Origin of the sequence: Streptomyces sp. SLBN-118 (assembly GCF_006715635.1) — a bacterium.
Classification (GTDB): domain Bacteria; phylum Actinomycetota; class Actinomycetes; order Streptomycetales; family Streptomycetaceae; genus Streptomyces.
Genome location: NZ_VFNP01000002.1, coordinates 3,296,510 through 3,318,141, shown reverse-complemented (window position 1 = coordinate 3,318,141; position 21,632 = coordinate 3,296,510). Strand labels below are relative to the sequence as shown.

25 protein-coding genes, 1 tRNA gene and 5 pseudogenes are annotated in these 21,632 nt (G+C 67.4%); 16 read left to right on the top strand and 15 right to left on the bottom strand.

Annotated features, from left to right (window positions below):
- Nucleotides 1–484 precede the first annotated feature (484 nt).
- The 3 genes from FBY35_RS33580 to FBY35_RS33570 all read right to left on the bottom strand — a co-directional run bounded on the left by FBY35_RS33580 (nucleotide 485) and on the right by FBY35_RS33570 (nucleotide 3,283).
- The gene (locus FBY35_RS33580) at nucleotides 485–934 is read right to left on the bottom strand and encodes a hypothetical protein (protein WP_142217671.1); all 450 of its coding nucleotides are present in this window, start codon (nucleotides 932–934) and stop codon (nucleotides 485–487) included.
- A gap of 92 nt (nucleotides 935–1,026) precedes the next feature.
- The gene (locus tag FBY35_RS33575; protein WP_222123170.1) at nucleotides 1,027–2,328 is read right to left on the bottom strand and encodes an AAA family ATPase; all 1,302 of its coding nucleotides are present in this window, start codon (nucleotides 2,326–2,328) and stop codon (nucleotides 1,027–1,029) included.
- A gap of 484 nt (nucleotides 2,329–2,812) precedes the next feature.
- Entirely contained in the window at nucleotides 2,813–3,283 is a 471-nt protein-coding gene (locus FBY35_RS33570) for an NUDIX hydrolase (RefSeq protein ID WP_142217669.1), read from the bottom strand.
- Nucleotides 3,284–3,301: 18 nt separating this feature from the next.
- Here FBY35_RS33570 and FBY35_RS33565 point away from each other — a divergent pair, with 18 nt between their 5' ends.
- The 13 genes from FBY35_RS33565 (at nucleotide 3,302) to FBY35_RS33510 (ending at nucleotide 10,813) form a co-directional block, all read left to right on the top strand.
- A complete protein-coding gene (locus FBY35_RS33565; RefSeq protein WP_142217668.1) occupies nucleotides 3,302–4,081 on the top strand; it encodes a GntR family transcriptional regulator in 780 nt (259 codons plus the stop codon).
- Between the two features lie 138 nt (nucleotides 4,082–4,219).
- On the top strand, nucleotides 4,220–4,570 hold the full coding sequence (locus FBY35_RS33560) for a hypothetical protein (protein WP_142217667.1): 351 nt from the start codon (nucleotides 4,220–4,222) through the stop codon (nucleotides 4,568–4,570).
- A 5-nt stretch (nucleotides 4,571–4,575) separates the two neighbouring features.
- On the top strand, nucleotides 4,576–5,931 hold the full coding sequence (locus tag FBY35_RS33555) for an FtsK/SpoIIIE domain-containing protein (protein WP_186357129.1): 1,356 nt from the start codon (nucleotides 4,576–4,578) through the stop codon (nucleotides 5,929–5,931).
- Nucleotides 5,932–6,013: 82 nt separating this feature from the next.
- Nucleotides 6,014–6,205 carry a hypothetical protein gene (locus tag FBY35_RS33550; RefSeq protein ID WP_142217666.1) on the top strand — a complete coding sequence of 64 codons (192 nt, stop codon included), beginning with the start codon at nucleotides 6,014–6,016 and terminating at the stop codon, nucleotides 6,203–6,205.
- A 78-nt stretch (nucleotides 6,206–6,283) separates the two neighbouring features.
- Complete coding sequence (locus FBY35_RS33545; protein ID WP_142217665.1) at nucleotides 6,284–6,940, top strand: DUF2637 domain-containing protein; 657 nt, start codon at nucleotides 6,284–6,286, stop codon at nucleotides 6,938–6,940.
- A 15-nt stretch (nucleotides 6,941–6,955) separates the two neighbouring features.
- Nucleotides 6,956–7,144, top strand: a complete 189-nt coding sequence (locus tag FBY35_RS33540; protein ID WP_142217664.1) for a hypothetical protein — start codon at nucleotides 6,956–6,958, stop codon at nucleotides 7,142–7,144.
- On the top strand, nucleotides 7,141–7,332 hold the full coding sequence (locus tag FBY35_RS33535) for a mobile element transfer protein (protein WP_399209320.1): 192 nt from the start codon (nucleotides 7,141–7,143) through the stop codon (nucleotides 7,330–7,332). Before FBY35_RS33540 ends, FBY35_RS33535 begins: the two co-directional genes overlap by 4 nt.
- 19 nt (nucleotides 7,333–7,351) lie before the next feature.
- Nucleotides 7,352–7,507, top strand: coding sequence for a hypothetical protein (locus tag FBY35_RS36540; RefSeq protein ID WP_186357128.1), 156 nt, complete (start codon nucleotides 7,352–7,354; stop codon nucleotides 7,505–7,507).
- An 18-nt stretch (nucleotides 7,508–7,525) separates the two neighbouring features.
- The gene (locus FBY35_RS33530) at nucleotides 7,526–7,849 is read left to right on the top strand and encodes a SpdD protein (protein ID WP_142217662.1); all 324 of its coding nucleotides are present in this window, start codon (nucleotides 7,526–7,528) and stop codon (nucleotides 7,847–7,849) included.
- Nucleotides 7,850–7,939: 90 nt separating this feature from the next.
- Entirely contained in the window at nucleotides 7,940–8,128 is a 189-nt protein-coding gene (locus FBY35_RS33525) for a hypothetical protein (protein ID WP_142217661.1), read from the top strand.
- Nucleotides 8,125–9,504, top strand: coding sequence for a replication initiator protein RepSA (gene repSA / locus FBY35_RS33520; protein ID WP_142217660.1), 1,380 nt, complete (start codon nucleotides 8,125–8,127; stop codon nucleotides 9,502–9,504). The genes FBY35_RS33525 and repSA overlap by 4 nt, the downstream gene beginning before the upstream one ends.
- Nucleotides 9,501–9,689: a helix-turn-helix domain-containing protein gene (locus tag FBY35_RS33515; RefSeq protein ID WP_142217659.1), complete on the top strand. Its 189-nt coding sequence runs from the start codon at nucleotides 9,501–9,503 to the stop codon at nucleotides 9,687–9,689. The genes repSA and FBY35_RS33515 overlap by 4 nt, the downstream gene beginning before the upstream one ends.
- A complete protein-coding gene (locus tag FBY35_RS33510) occupies nucleotides 9,689–10,813 on the top strand; it encodes a site-specific integrase (protein WP_142217658.1) in 1,125 nt (374 codons plus the stop codon). The genes FBY35_RS33515 and FBY35_RS33510 overlap by 1 nt, the downstream gene beginning before the upstream one ends.
- Nucleotides 10,814–10,868: 55 nt before the next feature.
- Here FBY35_RS33510 and FBY35_RS33505 read toward each other — a convergent pair.
- From FBY35_RS33505 to FBY35_RS33495, 3 genes are all read right to left on the bottom strand, one after another.
- Nucleotides 10,869–10,944: transfer RNA gene (locus tag FBY35_RS33505), tRNA-Arg, on the bottom strand.
- A 398-nt stretch (nucleotides 10,945–11,342) separates the two neighbouring features.
- On the bottom strand, nucleotides 11,343–12,365 hold the full coding sequence (locus tag FBY35_RS37615; RefSeq protein WP_260848898.1) for a GTP-binding protein: 1,023 nt from the start codon (nucleotides 12,363–12,365) through the stop codon (nucleotides 11,343–11,345).
- Entirely contained in the window at nucleotides 12,365–12,607 is a 243-nt protein-coding gene (locus tag FBY35_RS33495; RefSeq protein ID WP_142218309.1) for a type B 50S ribosomal protein L31, read from the bottom strand. The genes FBY35_RS37615 and FBY35_RS33495 overlap by 1 nt, the downstream gene beginning before the upstream one ends.
- Between FBY35_RS33495 and rpsN the strand changes: the two are divergent.
- A pseudogene (rpsN, locus tag FBY35_RS33490) lies at nucleotides 12,558–12,746 on the top strand (30S ribosomal protein S14); the annotation flags it as partial. The gene FBY35_RS33495 and the pseudogene rpsN overlap by 50 nt on opposite strands.
- A 191-nt stretch (nucleotides 12,747–12,937) precedes the next feature.
- Here rpsN and FBY35_RS37610 read toward each other — a convergent pair.
- From FBY35_RS37610 to rpmF, 4 genes and pseudogenes are all read right to left on the bottom strand, one after another.
- A pseudogene (locus FBY35_RS37610) lies at nucleotides 12,938–13,191 on the bottom strand (cation transporter); the annotation flags it as partial.
- A 28-nt stretch (nucleotides 13,192–13,219) separates the two neighbouring features.
- Complete coding sequence (locus FBY35_RS33480) at nucleotides 13,220–13,981, bottom strand: TIGR03943 family putative permease subunit (protein ID WP_142217657.1); 762 nt, start codon at nucleotides 13,979–13,981, stop codon at nucleotides 13,220–13,222.
- Entirely contained in the window at nucleotides 13,978–15,021 is a 1,044-nt protein-coding gene (locus FBY35_RS33475; RefSeq protein WP_399209315.1) for a permease, read from the bottom strand. Before FBY35_RS33475 ends, FBY35_RS33480 begins: the two co-directional genes overlap by 4 nt.
- Nucleotides 15,022–15,255: 234 nt before the next feature.
- Complete coding sequence (rpmF, locus tag FBY35_RS33470) at nucleotides 15,256–15,426, bottom strand: 50S ribosomal protein L32 (protein ID WP_142217655.1); 171 nt, start codon at nucleotides 15,424–15,426, stop codon at nucleotides 15,256–15,258.
- 125 nt (nucleotides 15,427–15,551) lie between these two features.
- Here rpmF and FBY35_RS37605 point away from each other — a divergent pair.
- Nucleotides 15,552–15,815: pseudogene (locus tag FBY35_RS37605) on the top strand (ABC transporter ATP-binding protein); the annotation flags it as partial.
- 5 nt (nucleotides 15,816–15,820) lie between these two features.
- Here FBY35_RS37605 and FBY35_RS33460 read toward each other — a convergent pair.
- The gene (locus tag FBY35_RS33460; RefSeq protein ID WP_142217654.1) at nucleotides 15,821–16,555 is read right to left on the bottom strand and encodes a TIGR03943 family putative permease subunit; all 735 of its coding nucleotides are present in this window, start codon (nucleotides 16,553–16,555) and stop codon (nucleotides 15,821–15,823) included.
- A pseudogene (locus tag FBY35_RS33455) lies at nucleotides 16,552–17,025 on the bottom strand (permease); the annotation flags it as partial. The gene FBY35_RS33460 and the pseudogene FBY35_RS33455, both read right to left, overlap by 4 nt.
- On the opposite strand from FBY35_RS33455, the gene FBY35_RS38155 reads away from it, so the two are divergent.
- Nucleotides 16,918–17,292, top strand: a complete 375-nt coding sequence (locus FBY35_RS38155; RefSeq protein ID WP_399209526.1) for a permease — start codon at nucleotides 16,918–16,920, stop codon at nucleotides 17,290–17,292. The pseudogene FBY35_RS33455 and the gene FBY35_RS38155 sit on opposite strands and share 108 nt — an antisense overlap.
- Here the strand turns inward: FBY35_RS38155 and FBY35_RS33445 are convergent.
- From FBY35_RS33445 to FBY35_RS33435, 3 genes and pseudogenes are all read right to left on the bottom strand, one after another.
- A pseudogene (locus tag FBY35_RS33445) lies at nucleotides 17,241–17,804 on the bottom strand (DUF6445 family protein); the annotation flags it as partial. The gene FBY35_RS38155 and the pseudogene FBY35_RS33445 overlap by 52 nt on opposite strands.
- 116 nt (nucleotides 17,805–17,920) lie before the next feature.
- Nucleotides 17,921–19,495, bottom strand: a complete 1,575-nt coding sequence (locus tag FBY35_RS33440) for a S8 family peptidase (protein WP_142217653.1) — start codon at nucleotides 19,493–19,495, stop codon at nucleotides 17,921–17,923.
- Nucleotides 19,496–20,058: 563 nt separating this feature from the next.
- Nucleotides 20,059–21,501 carry a YibE/F family protein gene (locus FBY35_RS33435; protein ID WP_142218308.1) on the bottom strand — a complete coding sequence of 481 codons (1,443 nt, stop codon included), beginning with the start codon at nucleotides 21,499–21,501 and terminating at the stop codon, nucleotides 20,059–20,061.
- Between the last annotated feature and the right edge of the window lie 131 nt (nucleotides 21,502–21,632).

Below are 21,632 nucleotides of genomic sequence, written 5' to 3'. Positions count from 1 at the left end.
TATGGCCTGTCGCCCCAACTCGGGTCGGCCGAGCCTCCGGCCCACCGCGACGGTGATGTCCTCCCGCTCACGCAAACGGCCCCGGACGACGAGTCCGAGGCCGATTAGGTCCCCTCCCTGGGGGAGAAACCCCAGGTCAGAGCGGTAACGCGTGGTGCCCCCGGCAGGATTCGAACCTGCGACACCCGCTTTAGGAGTTCGATCTCTGCCCCTCTGCCGCACGTATGACAGGGCTTCCGAGCGCCACCCTGGGCCGCCCAGGGATGGGGCTGTGCGCCGCCGTTGATGTCAGCCGTGGATGTCAGGACCGGAAGGGCTGTGGGTGCGGGCAGTGCCCCAGAGGCTCGTCAGGACGGTCCGCCCACTGCCCACGTGTCGAACGGGAAGTGCGGACAGTGCGTTCCCGAAACCTGGGTCTTGTCCGCGCGGCAAGCGCAGGCAAGGTTGTCCCGGCAACAGATCCCCGCGCCCTGCCGCCACGGAATCAGGTCGGAGCGTTCCAGCTTCTAAGCTTACGATCTTCCTCGGTTCGAGCTCCGGCCTTAACCCATCCGACTGCCTTGTCTTCCGCCCGTGCAGGATTTACCCATGTCACGGAGCCAATCTCCGCACACTCAAGCGCCAGGATGGAGAGAAGCTTTCGCATTTTTTCATCCATCGAAGATACGAGCTCATCCGAGGCCCAAGCGCAATGCAGAAGAAGGAAGTCCTTGCGTACGGCATCTTTCTGGTTGGACGTAATTGCATCAGTACCATTGACGCAATTGGTCAGGATCCTATTTCTCGTTTCGGGGCATCGAACGAGTCTGACCTTTCCGCGGCGTTGCATATAGCTCAGCCATTGAAGTGAGTAGTTCGAACGGTGCTTTTGCCACTCCTTCAATAGGGCCTGATTCAGGGCGACGTAGTGCCCAACGTGCAGAATTTCTTCCATGAAATCTCGGCATGCTTTGGATATGGGATTCTCTGTCCCTCCAGCGGATCTGGCGACGGAGGCATCGATAACAAGCGTTCTCTGCATGTGATTCACCTGATAGCCGCCCTCTCCATAGCGGCGTTCAAGTAATCTGACTCCGACGTCAAATAGACGTCGTCGAAGTCCTCGGGCCAGTCACCGAAACTTCCATCCGGTTGAAGGTCGGCCGTGCTGATCTGCGTTTCCCCGGAATATCTGTCGCGCGTGAACCAATGCATTGCCACGTCATCCGAGTCGAGAGAGCCCTGTGCGATAAGGGTTTGCACCGCGCGCAAGAAAAGTGAGCTGTGGGTCTCGATGACGACGCGTACACCACGATCGATAGCCCGCCTAATGAGTTCCGCGAACTTCAACTGTGCACGTGGATGGAGATGAATTTCAGGTTGCTCTAGATAAACTAGCTGTCCGGGGGTGGCTGCAAGCAAGGCCACTACAACTGGGAGAGTCTGAGACACGCCGAAGCCGACGTCGGCGATGTTAACGAGATCGCGCGCACCTCCCTGTCGTGCTTGGGGTAGCCGACCCACAAGCAATTCTACTTGCGTGTCATCAACCTGCTTTGCTTCGATCTTCCAAGTCAACCCAAGCTCTTCGACATCCTTTCTCAGTTGTTGGAGCTTTTCCGTGCGCTTGTTGCTTTGCCAGTAAGAAATAATGCCTGCGGTGTACGTGTCAAACCGGCCCGGATACCGGACATCGACTGCCGCTGTTCGATAAGTTCGCAGGGGATTTCCCCTGAGTGCGGGCAGGTGGATGATACGTGAGGCCATATCGGAAATGTCACCCCGTCCGCTAAAATTGAGCGGGATGGTAGTAGTGCTAGGCCCTCGCTCGTATACAATAGCTGGGCTGAGGATGAAGCGGTCGCGAACTACTGCCAACTTGGATTTGGACTGCCTGAATAGGTCGGGCAATTCTGCCGCTTGCAGGAGCGGTTCCACGACCTTCTTCAACTGACTCTGTGGCATTCCCTCTCTGATGGTGATGGCTTCTTCCTGATTGGGTAGGAAGTATCCGGAGTACTCGGCTACCCGCAGATTTCCTGTGCTGTCCTTGCTGAACCTCACCTTTGTCTGTGACTCTGAAGTAGTGATAGCTACCGAGAAGCCGCGAGAGCGGGCAGTGGCTGAAAGTGTCTTGGAGAGTACCTGCTCGATTGACGTGACACTGACGTTCGGCCCATCGAGCTGCAGGGGCCCAGGATCGTAGGGGGCGTCGGCAGTCTGCTTGAGTAGAAGCAGGGGTTGCAAAATGCTGGATTTTCCAGAACTGTTTACTCCCGCGATCAAGGTAAGTGCCCTAAGTGTGATTACCTTGCGCTGGCCGAGCGACTTGTACCCCTCGATCTCCAACTCCTCAATTGAGTATGGGAACTTGCGGCGAGTGCGAGGAGCCACGCTGTCCTCCGGATCGACGTCGTGATTACCTCCTGTTAGGGAGGATGCTGGGAACAGTGTGCACGGTTTTGGGGCCTCAGACCTAGGCATTGCACTGAAGGCGTAGAGGTCGGCGGAGCGGGTTTGGCCGGTGTCCTGCCCGGTCTGGGGCCGTGCATGATCAGGGGGCCTTACGCTGGTCAGCGAAATCGGGCAGCCCTTGGCCTGCCCGCTGATGTGCCCGATTGGCCCCCTGGTCTTGCTCGGCGAGGGACCCTGATCGGGGAGGTGGCTAAAGCCGTGGAGCCGACCGCCCCAGCCCCGGAGGGTTTCCTACACACGGGCCGCAGTGGAGCTGCGGCCCCATGCGGGCGGCTGGGCCCGCCGAAGGCAGGGGCCCGGGCGCCAGCAAGGGGGCGCGCCCGCGCTTGCGCGGGCCCTTGATGAAGTAGGGAAAGTTCTATCCAGCTGCTGGGATCAAGCGGCGTCCGTCGTGGCTTCGGACGTGCGGGCCCTTCCTGTCGAGGGCATCGAGTAGCCGGACTGCGTAGACCTCGGACATCCGCTCGGCGACTTCCTCGGGCGTGAGCCACTGGACTGCCGTGGACTCGTCGGAGGTGCGCTCGGTGCCCCCGGAGGGCTTGCAGCGGAAGACCAGGGCGACGATGCCGCGCGCAGTGTTCTTGTAGACGCCGGAGAGCTCGACTACCTCAACGTGGATACCGGTCTCTTCCAAGACCTCGCGGTTGACGCCTTCTTCGGGTGACTCGGAGAGCTCCAGAATGCCGCCCGGCAGTTCCCAAGTCCCGTTGTCGGCCCGGCGGATCGCCAGCAGTCGGCCGTCCTCGCGCACTACAGCCCCCGCCACCGACACGGAGTGCAGTGGCGTTGACTTGTGTTGCTGGGACCCGTTACTCATGTACAGGAGCATAGGAGAGTGAGAAGGACTATGGGAACCGCGGTAGGAGGTGGCACGAACGGACCTCGATACGTGCAGATCGCCGACGAGATCGTCAAGCAGATCCGGGCCGGTGTCCTGAAGCCTGGTGACATGGTGCCGAGCGAGTCCGAGCTTGTCGAGCGCTACGGCGTCTCCGGCGGCACGATTCGCAAGGCGATGGTGGAGGTCCGCGCCAGCGGCCTGGTGGACACGCGCCACGGCAAGGGCTCCATCGTGAAGGACCGGCCGCCCGTGCGGCTGCGCTCCTCGGACCGCTTCCGGGCTTCGCATCGCCGGAGTGGCAAGGCCGCGTATCTCGCAGAGTCCGCGCAGTCCGGTGCCACTGCGAAGGTGAGCGTCCTCTACATCGGCCCGATGGAGGCCCCTGAGGACATCGCCGATCGGCTCGGTGTTGAGGCCGGCACCCAAGTGCTCGCCCGTCGGCGGCTCTATTTCCGCAACGGGACCCCGGTCGAGACCGCTACGTCGTACCTCCCGTGGGACGTGGTCAAGGACATCCCCGAACTGTTCGCCGAGAACCCCGGCCCCGGTGGCATCTATGCCCGGCTGGAGGGGGACGGCTACGTCTTCGCCGAGTTCGTTGAGACGCTTCAAGCGCGTCCGGCCACCAAGGCCGAGTCCTCCGAACTCGCCCTGAGCGCCGGTGCACCCGTCGTCCACCTCATCCGCGAGGCGGTGACCGAAGAGGGTCGAGTGGTCGAGGTCTGCGACACCCTCATGGCCGCTGACCAGTTCGTTTTCAGCTACCGCATCCCCGCTGCAGACTGACGCTCACTCAACTCCCCACAGCCCGCTGCGAGTTTCTCGTCGTAGCGGGTTGACTCATGTATAGGAGTCAGGCACTCTTCTTCATGTCACTCATGTACATGAGTGGCTGAGTCCAACCCCTCTATAGGAGTGATCTCTGTGCGTCAGATCCCCGTGGACACGACCGGCGCGACCGTGATGGTTGCTCAGCCGCCGCAGCCGAAGATGAAGGACAAGAAGAACGGCGTCATCGCCACCGACATGGAGACCGGGCACGCGCTGCTGACCGTGGACGTGCTGTTCGTGATGAACGGCAACGCCGAGGTGCTGACCGTGACGGTGGCCGAGCCGGACGTCTCCGGTGAGATGGTGACGGGCGCTCCGGTCGCCCTGACCGGTCTGGTGGCCCGGCCGTGGGAGAACGAGTTCAACGGCCAGAAGCGGCACGGCATCAGCTTCCGTGCGGCGGCAGTGACCGCCCACAACCTGGCTTCGAGCGGCAAGGGCTGATCGCCATGACTGGGGGACAGCTCACCACGCTGATCGGCTTAGTGCTGGTCGCCGTCGGGCTGGGGCTGCTGCGCTGGCGGCTTCCGGCTTGGTACTGGCTCGGCTTCGGCTGGCTGGTCATGCTGGCCCGGATCGTGGTCACGTTCCGGTCGGTGATGGAGGCGTGCGGGCTGACTGAGCAGCCCTCGCGCTGGCGGATCTGGGTGGCTGCGGTACGGAACCGGCAGCCGTCTCGGATGGTGCCCAAGGTGCGCCGGGTGCGGATCACCCGCTCCGGGCTGGTGCTGCGGCTCAAGATGCAGCCCGGTCAGGAAGTTCAGGACTTCGATGCGGCAACCGAGCGGCTGCGGCACTCGTGGCGGGCGCACGGTGTGCACGTGAAGGCGCTGAAGCCCGGCTTCCTGGAAGTGCGGCTGATCGGCCACGACGTGCTGCGCGAGGTCGTCATGCCCCGCAAGATCCCGACTGAGCTGCTGCGGGTGCCGGTTGCACTGCGGGCCGATGGCAGACTCCATGTGCGGGACTTCCGCACCAGCGCTCACGAGCTGGTGATCGGCGCGACCGAGTCGGGCAAGTCCGTGTACCTGCGGGGCCTGTTTAAGGGGTTGGCTCCTCAGCGGGTCGCGCTGGTCGGGATCGACTGCAAGTGGGGTGTGGAGCTGGCGCCGTTCGCCCGTCGCCTGTCCGCTCTTGCCTGTACGCCGGATGAGGCGTCCGAACTGCTCGACGCCCTGGTCGAGGAGATGACCAGCCGGTACGAACTGATCCGCTCCGCACAGCACTTGGACCCGGCAAGCCCGCTGGAGTCGATCACCTCGGACATCTGGGGCCTGCCCGAGGACATCCGCCCCGTGCCCCTGGTGCTCTTCGTCGACGAGGTCGCCGAACTCTTCCTGATCTCCAGCAAGGCCGACGAGAAACGCCGGGACCACATGGTCACCCAGCTCATCCGGCTAGCTCAGCTCGGCCGCGCCGCCGGTCTTTATCTCGAAGTCTGCGGGCAGCGCTTCGGCTCCGAACTCGGCACCGGCGCCACTGCTCTGCGGGCTCAGCTCAGCGGCCGCGTGGCTCACCGCGTCAATGACGAAGCCTCCGCCAAGATGGCGCTCGCGGATATCAGCATCCGCGCCGTAGGCGCCGCTACCTCGATCGCAGCCACCCGCCCCGGTACCGCTGTAGTTGGTCTGCTCACCGGCGGATGGGCCCGTATCCGATCCCCGTTCATCTCGCTGGATGACGCCGTCGCGGCCTGTGTCGAACACGAAGCGCTGACGCCGGACATCCCGGCTCTGGCTGCCTTCCGCCCGCACCGCGCCGCGGTGCATGTCGAGGCCTTCGAGCTGGCAGCCGACGCCTTCTGATCCACCCCGTTCCATCCCGGTCGGCGTGACCGTCTCGCGCCAGGTCCCTACCCGAGCCATGCCCGAAGGAGGGCGAATCGCAATGTGTCCGCACTGCATCGACCTTGCCCGCACGGACGAACTGCTTAGCGACTTGGTCGCTTACGAGTCCGGCCCTGACGCCGATCCGGAGTTCGCGGACGTCGTCGGCGACGCGCTCACCATCTCATTCGAACTGGCCCTGGGCACGCAGTACTACCCGCCGCCCGGTCACGGCTACCCGGCCGCCGACTAGCTCCGGCTGGGACCGGGCGGCAGGACGTGTGAGCCCCGCCCGGCCCCGGCCCCAATCCCTGTGAAGGAGGTGAAGACCGTGACCCGCTCGATCCGCCCCGATGCCGTGCTGGTGCAAGCCGTGATCGCCGGTGCGCTGTCCTTCGCCCACCTGCACGACATCGCCGCCGCTGCCGGACAGGATGGCTGGAAGGCCTGGGCCTACCCGATCTCCGTGGATCTGTTGCTCGTCGCTGCCTGGCGGCGGCTACGCATCCTCCGCAGTACGGGAGGGCCGATCCGTGCCGCGTGGACGTGGTTCGCCGTCGCACTCGCTGCCTCGCTCGGGGCGAACGTCGCCACCGCCGGACTGCTCGAGCTGACGAACGTCCCCGCCTGGCTGCGGATCCTGGTCGCCGGATGGCCTGCGCTGGCTTTTCTCGGCGGCACCCTCCTCGTCCACACACCCGCTGACCGCGAAACCGAGCACGACCCGGTGGAACCGGTGAGTGTGCCGGCCTCTTCCGCCCCCGAGCCGGACCCGGCCCCGGAAGAGATCGCCGCCCCGGATCAGCCCCCGGCGGCACTTCCCGCGGCTCCGGCCGTGAACGTCCCGGACGCGCTGCTCTCCTACGCGCGCAAGGTCGCCGCCGAACACCACACGCGCACCGGGGCCCCGATCGACATCGACACCCTGCGCACCCGCCTGGGCGTCCCGATCCCGATGGCCGACGCCATCGCCGCCCAACTCACCTGAAAGGACTGATCACCCATGGCTGGACGCGAACCGTCCCGCGCCGATCTCCTCGACGCTGCTCGTGAGATGGCCGACACCGGTCGCCCCACGCTCGCTCGGCTGCTCGCCGAAGAGGCCGCCGACCGCACGGACGACCCGACCGAAGCCGCTCACATCCTGCGCGAGTTCTCCGGCCGCAGCCTTCGCCAGCAGGGAGAGCAGTGATGGCCCGCTACCGCTTCCGCGATGTGCGCCGGATCGGCCCGGTCGAGGTCGGCAGCTACATCAACCGCCACGGCCGCGAAGCCCACGCCGCCGCCTGCACCGCCCCCGGCTGCGACTGGTCCGGCGATTACCACTCCCGCCCGGCCGCCGAACTCGCCGCATCTGCCCATCGCTGCAACCCCCGCTGATCACAAGGGAGATCGCGTCATGGACGTACCGCTCTGGCTCGCCCTGATCATCGTCGGCGCCCTCGGCATCAAGCTCGCCCGCCCGCCGCTGTGGCTGGTCGCCCTTCTGCTGCTCGGCGGCTACCTCCTCGCCGACAGCTTCCTGGCACCCGCCATCGACCCGCTCACCAAGTAGCCCCGAAGGGAGAACGCCGTGTTCAAGCCCAAGTACCCGACCCCGGACACCTACAAGCCCAGCCTCGAGGCAAGTACCCCGACTGCGCCGCTGGTCCAGCACACCAGCCCTGCCCCGGCACCCGCGCCGACCGCTCCCGGTAACGGGCTCGCCGCACTCGTCCAGCGCTCACCCGGTACCGCCGTGCTCGTGGTCGCCGGGGGCATCGGCGGAACTCTCGCCCTGGCCGCCGTCGCCGTCTCGCTGCTGCTCGCGGTCGCCGTCACCGCCATCGCCCTGGCCACCAGCGGCGTGGTCCTGCTCTTCCTCGTCCGCACCGTTCGCGACGAGCTGCATCGCTGACCGGCCTCCGGGGTGGCCCAAGCCGCCAAGCATCGCGCCGCCCCGGAAGCCATGCCCCTCCGACCCGAAGACCGAAGGAGAAGCACCAGCATGACCCACCGCCCAACGACACCAGTCCGGATCTGCCCGGACTGTGACGGCTTCGCCTCCGTCGCCATCACTCTCGGCGGCCGCAACCGCGCCGGACACCTGCGCACGATCACCGCGCACTGCACCGGCTGCCACGGCATCGGCACCATTCCGGCCCGCGCCACCGTCCGCGCCGGGAGCCGCGCATGACCGAGACCTTCACGGGTCTGGACCCGGCCACCCTCGGCGACGCGCTGCGGGTGGCCGGTTCTCCGGACTTCGATCGCTGGCAGGACCAGGTGCGCCGTACCGGCGGCTGCGCCGACCCGATCCACCTCACCGGCTGGACCCTCGCCAAGGACAAGACGACCGGCGAGAGACTGCGCCACTACTCGACCGAGACGGAACCCGGCGGGCGTCTCCGAGTCGCGTGCGGCAACCGCCGCGCCTCTCGCTGCCCCGCCTGCGCCCACACGTACGCCGGGGACACCTTCCACTTGATCCGCGCCGGGCTCGCCGGGGATGAGGACAAGGACATCCCGCCGACCGTCCGCGACCACCCCCGCGTCTTCGCTACCTTCACCGCGCCCTCGTTCGGCCGCGTACACAACCAGCCCGACCATGGGCCGTGCCGCTGCGGCGTCCACCACCAGGACGACGACCCCGCCCTCGGTACGGCGCTCGACCCGGAGACGTACGACTACGCGGGAGCCGTGCTCTTCAACAACCACGCGGGCGAACTGTGGCAGCGCTTCAGCACCCGGCTCCGCCGCGAGATCGCCGCCCGCGCCGGGCTCTCCCGCCGTGAACTCACCGATGCCTGCCGGGTCTCGTACGGAAAGGTCGCTGAGTTCCAGAAGCGCGGAGCGATCCACTTCCACGCCGTGATCCGTCTCGACGGACCGGACGGGCCCGACTCCCCGCCGCCCTCCTGGGCCACGCTGCAGCTGCTCACCGATGCGATCCGCGCCGCTGCCACGCACTCATACACGACCGTCACCGCGCCCGCCGCTGAAGACCAGCCCTGCCGGCCTTTTCGCTGGGGCCGAAAGCTCGACGTCCGACCCATCAAAGCCTTCGGCAAGGACGACGTCACCGAACAGAAAGTCGCCGCCTACGTTGCCAAGTACGCCACCAAGGCGGCCGAGGCCACCGGCAGCCTGGATCGCCGGATCGGCAACCGCGAAGTACTCGACCTGCTCGACGTGCCGGACCACCCCCGCCGCCTCATCGAAGCCTGCTTCGATCTGGACCCGCTGTACCCGGACCGGAAGCTGACGGCCTGGGCGCACATGCTCGGTTTCCGTGGGCACTTCTCCACCAAGTCCCGTCGCTACTCGACCACCTTGGGCGCCCTCCGGCAGATCCGCGCCGACTACCGGGCCGCCCAGGAACGCGAAGTCCTCGGCCTGGCCGACGAGCCGGACACCGTGCTCGTCCTCTCCGACTGGCAGTACGCCGGACACGGCCACACACCCGGCGAGTCTGCCCTCGCCGCCAGCATCGCCCGCGATCTCCAGCTCAACCGTGAAACCGCCCGCGAAGCGCTGCAAGACCGACGCGCCCTGGAAGGAGCCGCAGCATGACCACCGCCACTGCCGAACTGCTGACCGTGCCCGAGGTCATGGCGCGGCTCAAGCTCGGCCGCTCGAAGGTCTACGACCTGATCCGCTCGAAGCGCCTCGTCTCGATCAAGGAAGGCCGCTGCCGCCGAATCCCTGAGATCGCGCTCCAGGACTACATCCGCGATCGGATCGAGGAGGCCGCCTGATGGCTTCCCAGCGCAAGCGCAACCCCAACGGGGCGGGCACGATCACCAAGCGCAAGGACGGCCGGTACCAAGCCGCGGTCTACGTGCTCCAGCCGGACGGCACCCGCGCCCGGAAGTTCGCCTACGGCAAGACCTGGGCCGAGTGCGACACCAAGCGCCGCGCACTGCTCGACAAGGTGGACCAGGGCGTGCCTGTGCCCACCAGGTCGGCCAAGCTCTCGGAGTACCTGACGTACTGGCTGGACAACATGGTCAAGCCGCGCCGGAAGCTCAGCACCTACGACAAGTACGAGGCACACGTGCGTCTCTACCTGACTCCGATGCTCGGTACCAAGCGCCTGGAGTCGCTGGGCGTTGCTGATGTCCGGCGGTTCCTCAACCAGCTGGAGAAGAAGACAACCGCGGCGACCGCGAAGGAGTCACACCGCGTGCTGCGTACGGCCATCTCCGCCGCCTGTGGAGAGGAGCTGATCACGCGGAACGTGGCCAAGCTCGTAGAGCCTCCGCGGGCCAAGACGCGAGAGCTGAGCCCCTGGACCCTCGACGAGACCCTGGACTTCCTCGCTGCCGCTCGAAAGGACCCGCTCTACGCCGCGTTCGTGCTCGCCATCGCCATGGGCCTGCGCCGGGGTGAGATCGTCGGCCTTCGCTGGGAAGACCTCGACCTCGACAATCGGGTCCTCTACGTCCGGCAGCAGACGCAGCGTCGCCGCGGGGTTCTCTACGACGACGATCCCAAGGGGCGTCGCCGCCGTGCCGTGCCGCTGCCTGCGATGTGCATCGCGCCTCTTCGCTGGCACCGGATGCGTCAGGCCGCGACCGCTTCGGAGATCAAAGGCCACGTCTTCGTCACCCGAAACGGTCGGCCGATCGAGCCGAGGAACCTGTACCGATCGTTCACCCGCGTCGCCAATGGCGCCGGCCTTCGAGTGATCCGGCTGCACGATGCCCGGCACGGCTGCGCGACCCTGCTGACAGCCGCTGGCGTCGCTCCGCGCGTCGTGATGGAGATCCTGGGTCACAGCCAGATCAGCATCACGATGGATGTCTACACGCACGTCGTCCAGGACACTCAGCGCGAGGCCATCAGTCACATGGACAGGCTGCTGAAACGCCGCCACTGATGTCAGATGTGGATGTCAAAGACCCCCAACCGTGACCGATTGGGGGTCTTTTCGCTGGTGCCCCCGGCAGGATTCGAACCTGCGACACCCGCTTTAGGAGAGCGGTGCTCTATCCCCTGAGCTACGGAGGCGGGGGCTTGTCGGAAACCGTGCCGGAAACCTCAGTAAGGATTCCCGTCACGGCGAGCCAAACGCCCTGGTCAGCCGACATGCGCACGTGATGGGCAGGATGTCCTAGTGGACACCTTCCCCGGCACACACCCAGTAGCCGACTGACCGCTGACAGCCTAGCGGATCGTGCTGGGCGTGGTCGCCCGGATTGCCGTGGGAGCGGGGCCTCGGTGAGGGCGTGGCTGTGACCTGGGGGTTCTGGGCGTGCGGGGTGGGGGCGGGGAGGCCTGGGGCGTCGTGGGGGTGCTGTGAGGTGGCTGCGGCGTCCGTTCTGTTCCGCTCGCCCTCTCAGGGGCGTAAATGGACGACGGCCGTACCCCGGGGTGGGGGTGCGGCCGTCGTGATGAGTGGAGGGGTGTCAGGCCATGCGGAGTGCCCGCTGGGCGTTGCTGCGGGCTTCGAGGTGGATCTGGTGGCTGGTGGCATTCTGCGAGAGGGCGAAGCCGAGGACGAAGATCTTCTGGCGTTCGACGCCGTAGGCGATCTTGCGACGGTTCCAGAGGCTGAGGTCGAACTGGCTGTGCACGGACTCGGCGTCGGCGCGGTAGGGGTAGAGAAGTTGGTGGGTGAGGCTGGCCTGCGGGATCTGCTGGAGGTACTCGGCGCGGTGAAAGCAGCGTTCGGTGTCGCTCTTTGGCGATGCGGCCTTGGTCGCACCAGAGTTCGTGGCCGCTTCGGCAGGGGCTGATGTGCTCGTAGCAGACGGGAACGACGGATCCGTGCTGCGTTCCACGTCGAAGCCTGCGAAGGCCAGTTGGGCGAGTTCGCCTGATCCGGCGGGCACCTGGTGTGCGGTCGGGTGGAGTTGAGCGAGGAGCGCGCGGTCCTTGTCGTCGGCTTCTTCGCTGTCGACGAGAGCGAGCACGGGTGCGTACTCCAGCTGACGGGCCCAGGTGTCGCCGACTGTGCGCTGATCGGTGGTGGCAGCAGCGAGACCGACCTCGGCCAGGTCATCGCCGTTGGCGAGGTAGGGCAGCACGAGCGCGGGGTCGACGGCGGTCATCACGTTGGTGAGATCGAGGGCGTCTCCGCCGTGCGTGACGACGACCTCTGCCATCGCTTTGGGTTCGACGGAGTCCCACAGCTCGACGATCGCGAGCCGGGTCAGACCGTCGGCGGCCAGGCGCTCCAGCTCGGGGACCAGGTCTTCGCGCAGCGCGCAGCAGGCGCAGTCGTTGACGAGCGGGGCATCGCCGCAGGACAGCTGGCGCGAGGAGTCGCGCACCAGGCGCCGCAGGGTGCCGTCGGCCGCTGAGGCCAGGTCATGGTGGAGGGCGACGCTGCCGGGGACGGTGCGCAGGAGACGCTCCACAACCTCCTTGCGGGCGTCGGAGTGAAGCCCGCCGACGATCACGACGGGCAGCCGGGGCTGGTTCTGCATCAGTTCGCCTCGCGCTTGCTGTAGCGGCGCTCGAATCGCTCCACGCGGCCGGCGGTGTCCAGGACGCGGGCGGTGCCTGTGTAGAAGGGGTGGCTCACGTTCGAGATCTCGACGTCGACGACGGGGTACGTGTTGCCGTCCTCCCACTCGATCGTCTTGTCGCTGGTGGCGGTGGAACGGGTGAGGAAGGCGGAGCGGGCTGCTGCTCTGGCGGACCTTCGACGCCAGCCGCGCGACGCCAGCGCGACCCGGGTGCGCAACCGGGACAGCGTGGACGGCCGGCCGCGGGGACACCTGCGGCGGTTCGGGTTGTCGCGCGTCCGTATGCGCGAGCAGGCCCACGCCGGATTCCTTCCCGGAGTCACCAAGTCGTCCTGGTGAGGGTGCCGCCCTCGCGGCGGATCCGCTGCTGCTGGCCGTGATTCGGCGCAGTCACGGCCAGCAGCCCATCGGTTCGCACGTGAACCTGTCCGGCCGCGGTTCAGTTCTCGCGCAAGGTGGCCGCCGCATCGCTTGTCCGGGTGCGTGGCTTTGTGCGTGAGAACGAGTTACGAAAGCAGCAGAGCGGCCTGTCACTTACAGCAGTCGCACCCGGGACGGCAGCCGTACGCGTCTTCTTCGGCCATCGCCAGGCCGCGGCCCGCCGTGGCGGGGGGTGGAGGGTGCGCAGCAGCCCTTGCCCTGCCAGGCGTCGCGGCCTTCCGGTGGCGTTGAGTACAAGGCCCACCAGGAGGACGGCAGACAGGTACGTGCACAGCAGGGTCTGCTTGGAGTCCGCGACCGCAGAGGCGGAGGCGAGTTCGCGGCCGGCCTTGCGCTGGGCGGCAAGGCCGTCGCCTGGCGGTATCGAGCTTTCAGCCGACGGCTGGGGCCCTGTCGATGTACGGGACGGGAGGCTCCGGGATTCGCTCGATGGTTGCCACGTCGAGTGCCAGGGCTGCGGAGTAGGTACCCAGAGCGCCGCGCGGATGCCAGGTACCGGTCACTTTCACCCAGGCGTCGGCAGGCGGTGCCTTTGCACCGTGCACCGTGACGGTCAGCGACTGTGCATCGGCCGCGCAGCAGGCCACCAGGAGCCGGGTCAGATCCCAGGTCCCGTCGGGGCCCGGCGTGACAAACCCCTGCATGAGGACGGTGCGGCCCTTGAGGCTCTGCTTGTCGTCCTGCTGAGCCCGCGCGATGAACTCGGTCAGAGAGAGCGGAGCGGGGCCGTGAGCGGCGAGCGGCTCGAAGCGCTCGTAGTCCTCGACGATCTTCGGATTGTCACGTGCTGCGGTGTAGGAGCCCAGGGCCGGCGGGGCGAAGAGGAGCAGTGCGAGCGCGGGTAGTAGCAGAAGCCAGGCGATGCGAGGGCCGTGGGAGTGGTCGTGTCCATGCTCCGACTGCGTGCCGCCGTCGCTTTGCGGGCTGGCGTGCTCCTGGCGGCGGCCGAGGAGGGGCAGCCCGTCGCGTCGAGCGCCGATCAGTCCCAGTGCGCACAGGGTGATCCCGGATGCGACGAGGAAGGGCTGCAGCCCTTCTTTCACGTAGCGCAGGCCGATGTCGCTGAACAGGGACACGCGCAGGAGCCCGGCTCCGGTCAGCAGGAGCAACAGAGGTTGGAAGGTGCGCCTCACAGCAGCCACCACCCGACGAGGACACTGCACACGATGGCGGCCACCGCGGTGGCCGCCGAGAACCGGAGTGCGAAGGACCGGCCGAATGTTCCGGCCTGCAGGGCGATCAGTTTGAGGTCGACCATGGGGCCGACGACCATGAACGTCAGGCGGGCGGTGGAGGAGAAGCCGGTCAGCGAGGCGGCGACGAAGGCGTCGGCCTCCGAGCAGACGGCGAGGACGATCGCGAGCCCGGCGAGGAACAGCACCGACGTCCAGGGCGAGCCGGAGAAGGTGTCCAGCACCGATCGTGGCACGGTGACATTGAAGGTGGCCGCGGCCATGGCGCCGAGTACGAGGAACCCGCCGGCGTGCAGGAAGTCGTGCTGGAAGCCGAGGCGGAACTCTTCCCAGCGGCTGTGCCCGTGCTGGTGGCCGGTGTGCCGGGCCGGCATCCGCAACCACTTTGAACGGCCGAGCTTCAGCCACAGCCAGCCCATCGCCGCGGAGGTGGCCAATGAAGCGATGAGCCGGGCGGCAACCATCTCCGGCTTGCCGGGGAACGCAACGGCGGTTGCGGTGAGGACGATCGGGTTGACGGCCGGTGCCGACAGGAGGAACGCGAAGGCGGCGGCCGGTGTCACTCCCCGCCGGATCAGGCTCCCGGCCACGGGTACCGAGGCGCACTCGCAGCCCGGCAGCACGATCCCGGCCGCGCTTGCCACAGGCACCGCGAGCACCGGATTGCGCGGCAGCACCTTACTGAACGCCTGCGCCGGTACGAAGGCGTTGACTGCTCCGGAGATCAGCGTCCCCAGGATGAGGAACGGAAGGGCTTGAACGGTGACGGCCACGCAGACGGTCTGCCAGGCACGGAAGCCGGGATGGGTCAGCCAGTCGGCTGCGCCTGCGGCCCAGGCGAGCCCGACAACGGCCAGTGCCGAGACAGCGCCTGTTGCAAGGACGGACGCCGGGGCGGGGCGACCCGACGCAGTGATTGTCCCGGGCTGCCCTGGGGTGTCGACCCGCAGGTCTTTCACCAACCCGTCCGCTTCGTTCACGTCGGCTCCGGTTGTCTGAGAGAGCATCACGATAACCGCGGGATGCGCTCATCCCGGAGATTGGCTGATGCCCACCATCGTCGGACACACGGTCGAACCGGCATAGTCCACCGCCCTCGCGGGGCGGGTGGGCGTACCGGGTTGGGCAGTGCCATGGCTGCGACCACCGCCCAACCCGGAGTCCTCACATCTGCGGTACGAGTTCCGGGTGCTCGTGCTCGCAGGCGTCGCGCGTCAGCCTTCGGGGCGCAGCAGACCGCGCTCGTACGCCTTGGCCAGCCGCTGGGGCACCAGATGGGCGACGCCGTCGACCGTGATCGGCACGAGCTGCGGTGTGCTGGCCTTCCACTGGGCGCGGCGGTGGCGGGTGTTGCTGCGGGACATCTTCCGCTTGGGTACGGCCATGGGTTCGGGGTCCTCTCTGGGTGGCGCCGCCGAGGTTATTTGATAATGGATTCCATTATCAAATCGGGCTGATGCTGTCGTAGCTGGCCGTTCGTTGTGGCGAAGTCGCCTGCTCTGCGCGACCGATCACCTCCGGCCTCGACACGGTCACCCGACGCGGCCTCCTGGACACGCTCGCCGGCCTGCTGCGAGACCGACCCGAACTGGCCCTGTTCCTCATCACCCACGACCTCGACACCGCAGCGACTGCCGCCCGGATCGCCGTACTGGACGCCGGTGAGCTCATCGAGCAGGGACCCGCACAGCAGGTGCTCACAGCGCCGCGGCACGGGGTCACCGCTTCACTCGTGGCAAGCTCGGCCCGTCTCGAAGCGGATATGCGTACCTGACTACTTCACTCTTCGTACTGGTCGTGTGGGGCAGGGACCGGTCTGGCATGGCTGATGTTGAGGAATGGGATGGCGCCGTCGTTGACGGGGTCTTTGGTCTGCTTGCTGGTGTAGGTGCCGGTGACTTCGAGCCACGCGTCGGGCTTGAGGACGGGAGGAATCTGTCCCGACAGGCCGATCTTGACGGGCAGGGCGTCGGCAGCGCAGCAGTTGAGGATCATGCGGGTCAGGTAGGGTGCGCCGCTGCCGTCGAAGGTGATGAAGCCGGTGACTTTGATCTGCCGGTCGTTGAGTGAGCGTCCGTGGTCGTAAACGGCTCGCCCGGCGTAGTCGACGACGCTGAGCTGGATGGGGTCGCCGACGGGGAGGGCGGGGAAACCCCAGGGCTTTTGCAGGCCCGTTCCGGTGCGCATGGCGCTGTAGGAGCCCAGTGCGGGTGGGGCAACCAAGACGAGAGCGAGCAGGGGCAGGGCCAGGAGCCAGGCGATGCGCGGTTCGCGGTGGGCGTGGCCGCGCAGGTCGTGGTGCTCACGCTCAGGCTGGTTCTCCTCGGTTACGCGCGGCCGACGCAGTTCGTACCAGACGGTGGCGATGGCGGCGACGATCAGGACGATGCCGGCCACCAGCAGCAACGGTCGCAACCCGGCCTTGACGTAACGCAGGTAGAGGTCGGTGAAACCGGCGCGCAGCGCCGCCCCGCCGACGAGGAACAGCACGACTGCTTGCGCCTGCCGGTTCACAGCAGCACCGCCCCGACCAGGACCGACATGAGGACGGCCAGGGCGAAGGTGGCAGGGGCGAACCGTAGCGCGAACCCGCGGCCGAACGTGGCCGCCTGCATGGCGAACAGCTTCAGGTCGATCATCGGCCCGACGACGAGGAATACCAGCCGGGCGGTGAGCGAGAACTGGGACAGGGACGCGGCCACGAACGCGTCGGCCTCGGAGCAGATCGACAACAGCACCGCGAGGACCGCCAGGGCGAGGATCGACACCACAGGGTTTCCCGCCGCGGCGTGCAGCCAGCCTGCCGGCACCACCGCTTTGAGAGTGGCCGCGGCCATCGCGCCGACGACGAGGAAGCCGCCGGCGTGCATCACGTCATGCCGTACGGAACCCCAGAACGCCGCCCCTTTGCTGAGGCCGTCGGACGACGGGCGATCCGGTGGGCGCAGCCAGTCGGTGCGGCCCAGCCGCTGCCACAACCAGCCCTGGCGGTGCCGGTCGCCGGGATGGCCGGGGCGGTCCTGCCCGGATGCGAGTGCGCCTCCGTGCCGGTGGCCGGGGCGCTGGTGCGCCGGGGCATCACCCCCGCGGCGGCGTTGGCGTTCCTGGTGCGTGACGACAGCACAGGCCGGCGGGGGCTCGCTGGATGCTCGGCCAGGGATGTGTGCACACCCCTGGCACTCGCTCCGGCTCCCGTGGTTCAGGCCTTCCAGAAGAAGACGGCTGTCATGCGCTTCTCCTCCAGGGTCTGACCCCAGTAGCCGGTGGCAGTGTGGATCAGGTTGGCGGAGTACAGCAGCAGCCGGTTGGCGCGATGGGGGACCCTCACATCCTCGACGAAAGAGTCCGGTGAGACGAAACGTGTGCCCAGCGCGTCGACGAGGTTGTTGTGCGGGGCAGCTACGTGATTGCCGCCCAGGGATCCGCCGGGCAGGCTCTGGCGGTAGAAGCTGGTCCCGCAGTTCTTGGGAACCCGCGGGTTGAGATAGAGAACCGCCGCGTAGCGGCACAGTGTCCGCGAATCGGTGTGGGGCCGTGGCTCGCATTCGCCCTCGCCGACGACCTGAACGCAGTTGTGGTTGAACGTGCCGCCGCCCGACGGCTGTTCGGCCCAGATCCTCCGGGCGCCGGTCGCCTTCCTCACCAGCCGCTCCACCTGGGCCAGTTCATCGGGCTCAAGCCCTGGCATGGTGCGCAGCCCCGGCCACGGCTCGGGTTTGTGCGGATAGCCCTCTGTCCAGTCGTCCCTGGCCAGGCAGCGCTCACTGTCACTTCGGCTTCCTCGCCCTCTACCGGGGCACGCGCCTCGTCCTCGCGGCGGGCTGGGTCACGGACCCGGTGCCGTACGACGCGAGGACGAGGGCCGTCAGCCGGTGAGCGTCAGAACTGGAGCGCCCAGGAGTCGATCTTCCCCGTGTCCAGGTCGGCGTTGTCGCTGACCCTCAGTTTCCATGTGCCGTTCGCGATCTCGGAGGAGGCGTTGACGGAGTACGTGGTGTTGATGTTGTCCGAACTGCCGCCGGTGCCGTACGACTTGAGCGTGTACGCGGTGCCGTCGGGGGCGATCAGCTGGACCTGGAGGTCGCCGATGTAGGTGTGGACGATGTGGACCTCGACGGCCAGGGCCGAGGGCGCGTTGCCCGAGACGCCGCTGACGGTGACGGGCGACTCGACCGTGGAGTTGTCGTTGATCGCGTAGTCGGCGGCGTTCTCGAAGCGCGGGCCGGGAGGCGTGGTCGTTCCACCGCCGACGTTCAGGAGGCGGTTGGGCGAGCCGGTGCCCGGGTTGCCGACGACGCCGGTGGAGGCGGCGGCGACGAGGCCGGAGGCGACCTGCGCGGGCGTGGAGCCGGGATGGTCCGCCAAATAGACCGCTGCCGCGCCTGTCACGTGCGGTGTCGCCATCGACGTGCCAGAGATCGTGTTCGTCGCGGTGTCGCTGGAGTTCCAGGACGAGGTGATGGACGAGCCCGGTGCGAAGATGTCCAGGATGGAGCCGTAGTTGGAGAAACTGGAGCGGGCGTCGCTGGAGGTGGTCGAGCCGACCGTAATGGCCTCGCTCACGCGCGCGGGCGAGTAGTTGGAGGCGTTGGAGCTGTCATTGCCGGCAGCGACGGCGAAGGTGACTCCGGAGGCGATGGCGTTGCGTACGGCGGTGTCGAGGGCGCTGTCGGCGCCGCCGCCGAGAGACATGTTGGCGACGGACGGGCCGGAGTGGTTCTGGGCGACCCAGTCGATGCCGGCGACAACTTGGGCGGTGGTGCCGGAGCCTGAGTTGTTGAGCACGCGGACGGCGACGATCTTCGCCTTCTTGGCGACGCCGTAGGCGTTCCCGGCGACGGTGCCGGCGACGTGTGTGCCGTGGCCGTTGCCGTCCTGGGCTGTGTTGTCGTTGTCGACAGCGTCGTAGCCGTAGGAGGCGCGACCGCCGAAGTCGGTGTGCGTGATGCGGACACCGGTGTCGACGATGTACGCCGTCACGCCCTGCCCGGCGGAGTCCGGGTAGGTGTACTTGCTGTCCAGCGGGAGGTTCTTCTGGTCGATGCGGTCCAGGCCCCAAGAGGGCGGGTTGGTCTGGGTCGCGTCAATGTGGAAGGTGCGGTTCTGGACGACGGACGCGACGGCCGGGTCGGCGGCGAATCGCTTTGCCTCCGCCTCGGACGCCTCGATCGCATAGCCGTTCAGGGCCTTGCGGTACGTGCGCTCGATCGTGGCGCCGTAGTGCTTGGCCAGGGCCCGGCCCTCGGCGGAGCCGGCCTTCGCCGCGTTCGACTTCAGGGTCACGATGTAGCTGCCGGCGACGGAGTTCGCCGCCCCCTCGTACTGGATGCGGCCTTCGGGAGCGGCCGGAGCGGCGCCGGCGGGGAGGGCGGAGACGAGGCCCGCGGCGAGCACCGCGGTGGCCGTGGCGCTGATCGCGGCCAGTCTTCGGCGGGAATGACGCATCACTGCCATCTGAGGGATCCTCCTCAATCGGTGGTGCGCTGGTGGGGGGGTGGTGCACACACGAAGAGGCACGACGGGAATGGCGTGAGCATGCCAAGGCTGGGTGAACCTCTCCCGGATACGTCCTGCGCATCTCCTGTGTGTCAGCCGAAAGATTGAGCCTTCTAAAGGAATTGCACAAGGGTCCTGCATAGACGTAACAGACGTGCCACACAGCTGACATGACATGCCGTCGGGTGCCCTGCTGGGAAAGTGCCGGTCAGAGCCACCCGTTGATAAATGCGATCAACGCCGCCTCTTTGTAGCGGGCGACGCAACTGCCGTATCACGTCAACGGCTCACCTGGACGCTGTGTGCAACTTTGGCAAGGCCGACCATCATGAGCACCACGCCGTCGGATGAGACAGGATGACTTCGAGCGCGGGCGCGGTCTCGCCCGAGTCCACTCCCACAGGTGAACCCACGCTCTTCCGCCATATGAAGTGGCCTGGGCAGTTATCGGCAGCTTTCCCATGCCGCGGTGGACCAGGCAAGGGGCCACGCGGGCCGGGCCCACCTTGGAAAGATCACTGCTACCGCTTCCGCCGACGCCCTCTCCCACTCCGGCCCGCAGCCGGTCCGCCGGACGCCGCCTCCGCGCCCGCTGTCGCCGTTGCCGCCTGGGGACCGGATCGGTCGGCCGAGACCACCAGGGCAGCCAGCGCCGTGGTGACCGGCACCGAGGCGACCAGGCCGATCGAGCCCACCAGCGTGCGCACGATCTCCTCGGCCACCAGCTCGCTGTTGGCGACCGTCCCCACACTGCTCTGCGCGATGGAGAAGAGCAGCAGCAGCGGCAGGGCGGCGCCGGCGTAGGCGAGGACAAGGGTGTTGACGACCGATGCGATGTGGTCGCGGCCGATGCGGATGCCCGCCCGGTACAACCCGCGCCAGCCCATCGACGGATTGGCCTCGTGCAGCTCCCAGACCGCCGACGTCTGCGTGACCGTCACGTCGTCGAGGACACCGAGCGAACCGATGATGACGCCCGCGAGCAGCAGACCGCTCATGTCAATGCTCGGATACAGGCCGTGGATCAGGCCGGTGCTGTCGTCGGTGTTGCCGGTCAGCGCTGCCCAGTCGATGAACCCGGAGCCGAGCAGGCCGATCAGCACCAGCGAGAGCAGTGTGCCGAGCACCGCGACCGACGTGCGGGCCGAGAGGCCATGGCACATGTAGAGGGCGATCAGCATGATGGCGCTGGCCCCGACGACTGCCACCAGCAGCGGGTTCGAGCCCTGCAGGATCGCGGGCAGGATGAAGAAGGTCAGCACCATGAAACTGACGGCCAGCGCGACCAGGGCCATCACGCCACGCATCCGGCCCACCACCACGACGGCGATAGCAAAGATGCCGGCGAGCAGCACCATCGGGAACTTCCGGTTCACGTCGGTGACCGAGTACTGCAGGTCCTTCGGCGCGGAGGGCTCGTAGGCGGCCACGACCTTCTCACCCTCGTGCAACTGCCGCGACTGGTCCGGCTGAACGATCTCGGTGAACGTACGGCCCTTGTCCTTGCCGGTGTCGACGCGGATCGTCGCCTTCTTGCAGGTGCCGCTCGCCTCTTGCTGGGCGGAAGAGCCCTCAGCGGTGGACGTGTCGCCGGTCGGGGTCTCGCCCGAGGCGTTCACCGCCTTGCAGCTCACGCTCGCGACCTTGGTGACCGTCGCCTGCTGGGTCTGCCGGTCGAATCCCACGCCGGTGCGCGCGTGCGGCGGGGCACCGCCGGGCCACAGCACCGCGAGCCCGACCACCACGGCCGCTGTGAACGGTATGAGGATCGCCGCGATGACCTTGCGCAGATGCTTGGAGACCGGGGCCGCCGGACCATGGCTGTGCGTGTGACCGTGCCCCCCACCAGAACCAGAGCCGGGATCGAGACCGTGTCCATGGTCGCCGCCATGATCGTGGTCGTGCCCGCCGCCGGGACCGTGCCCAAGTCCGGCGCCAGTGACTCTGGCGTGCCCGTCGCCCATCACGGCGCTGTGCCCGTGGCCTATGGCCGGAGAGGGGCTACGGCCCACGCCGACATCGGGGCCGTAGCCGGGGGGAGGCACAGACTCAGGAGGATGCCCGTACGCGTGGTCGTGGCCGTACTCGCCTGTGC

Bases quoted from the DNA above. Each gene is read 5' to 3' on its own strand.
- repSA (WP_142217660.1), top strand. From the start codon at position 8,125: ATGACCGAGACCTTCACGGGTCTGGACCCGGCCACCCTCGGCGACGCG.
- rpmF (WP_142217655.1), bottom strand. From the start codon at position 15,426: ATGGCCGTACCCAAGCGGAAGATGTCCCGCAGCAACACCCGCCACCGC.
- FBY35_RS33440 (WP_142217653.1), bottom strand. From the start codon at position 19,495: ATGGCAGTGATGCGTCATTCCCGCCGAAGACTGGCCGCGATCAGCGCC.
- FBY35_RS33435 (WP_142218308.1), bottom strand. From the start codon at position 21,501: ATGGGCGACGGGCACGCCAGAGTCACTGGCGCCGGACTTGGGCACGGT.
- FBY35_RS33525 (WP_142217661.1), top strand. From the start codon at position 7,940: ATGACCCACCGCCCAACGACACCAGTCCGGATCTGCCCGGACTGTGAC.
- FBY35_RS33580 (WP_142217671.1), bottom strand. From the start codon at position 934: ATGGAAGAAATTCTGCACGTTGGGCACTACGTCGCCCTGAATCAGGCC.
- FBY35_RS33510 (WP_142217658.1), top strand. From the start codon at position 9,689: ATGGCTTCCCAGCGCAAGCGCAACCCCAACGGGGCGGGCACGATCACC.
- FBY35_RS33550 (WP_142217666.1), top strand. From the start codon at position 6,014: ATGTGTCCGCACTGCATCGACCTTGCCCGCACGGACGAACTGCTTAGC.
- FBY35_RS33540 (WP_142217664.1), top strand. From the start codon at position 6,956: ATGGCTGGACGCGAACCGTCCCGCGCCGATCTCCTCGACGCTGCTCGT.
- FBY35_RS33515 (WP_142217659.1), top strand. From the start codon at position 9,501: ATGACCACCGCCACTGCCGAACTGCTGACCGTGCCCGAGGTCATGGCG.
- FBY35_RS33555 (WP_186357129.1), top strand. From the start codon at position 4,576: ATGACTGGGGGACAGCTCACCACGCTGATCGGCTTAGTGCTGGTCGCC.
- FBY35_RS37615 (WP_260848898.1), bottom strand. From the start codon at position 12,365: ATGCAGAACCAGCCCCGGCTGCCCGTCGTGATCGTCGGCGGGCTTCAC.
- FBY35_RS36540 (WP_186357128.1), top strand. From the start codon at position 7,352: ATGGACGTACCGCTCTGGCTCGCCCTGATCATCGTCGGCGCCCTCGGC.
- FBY35_RS33570 (WP_142217669.1), bottom strand. From the start codon at position 3,283: ATGCTCCTGTACATGAGTAACGGGTCCCAGCAACACAAGTCAACGCCA.
- FBY35_RS33565 (WP_142217668.1), top strand. From the start codon at position 3,302: ATGGGAACCGCGGTAGGAGGTGGCACGAACGGACCTCGATACGTGCAG.
- FBY35_RS38155 (WP_399209526.1), top strand. From the start codon at position 16,918: ATGCCGTACGGAACCCCAGAACGCCGCCCCTTTGCTGAGGCCGTCGGA.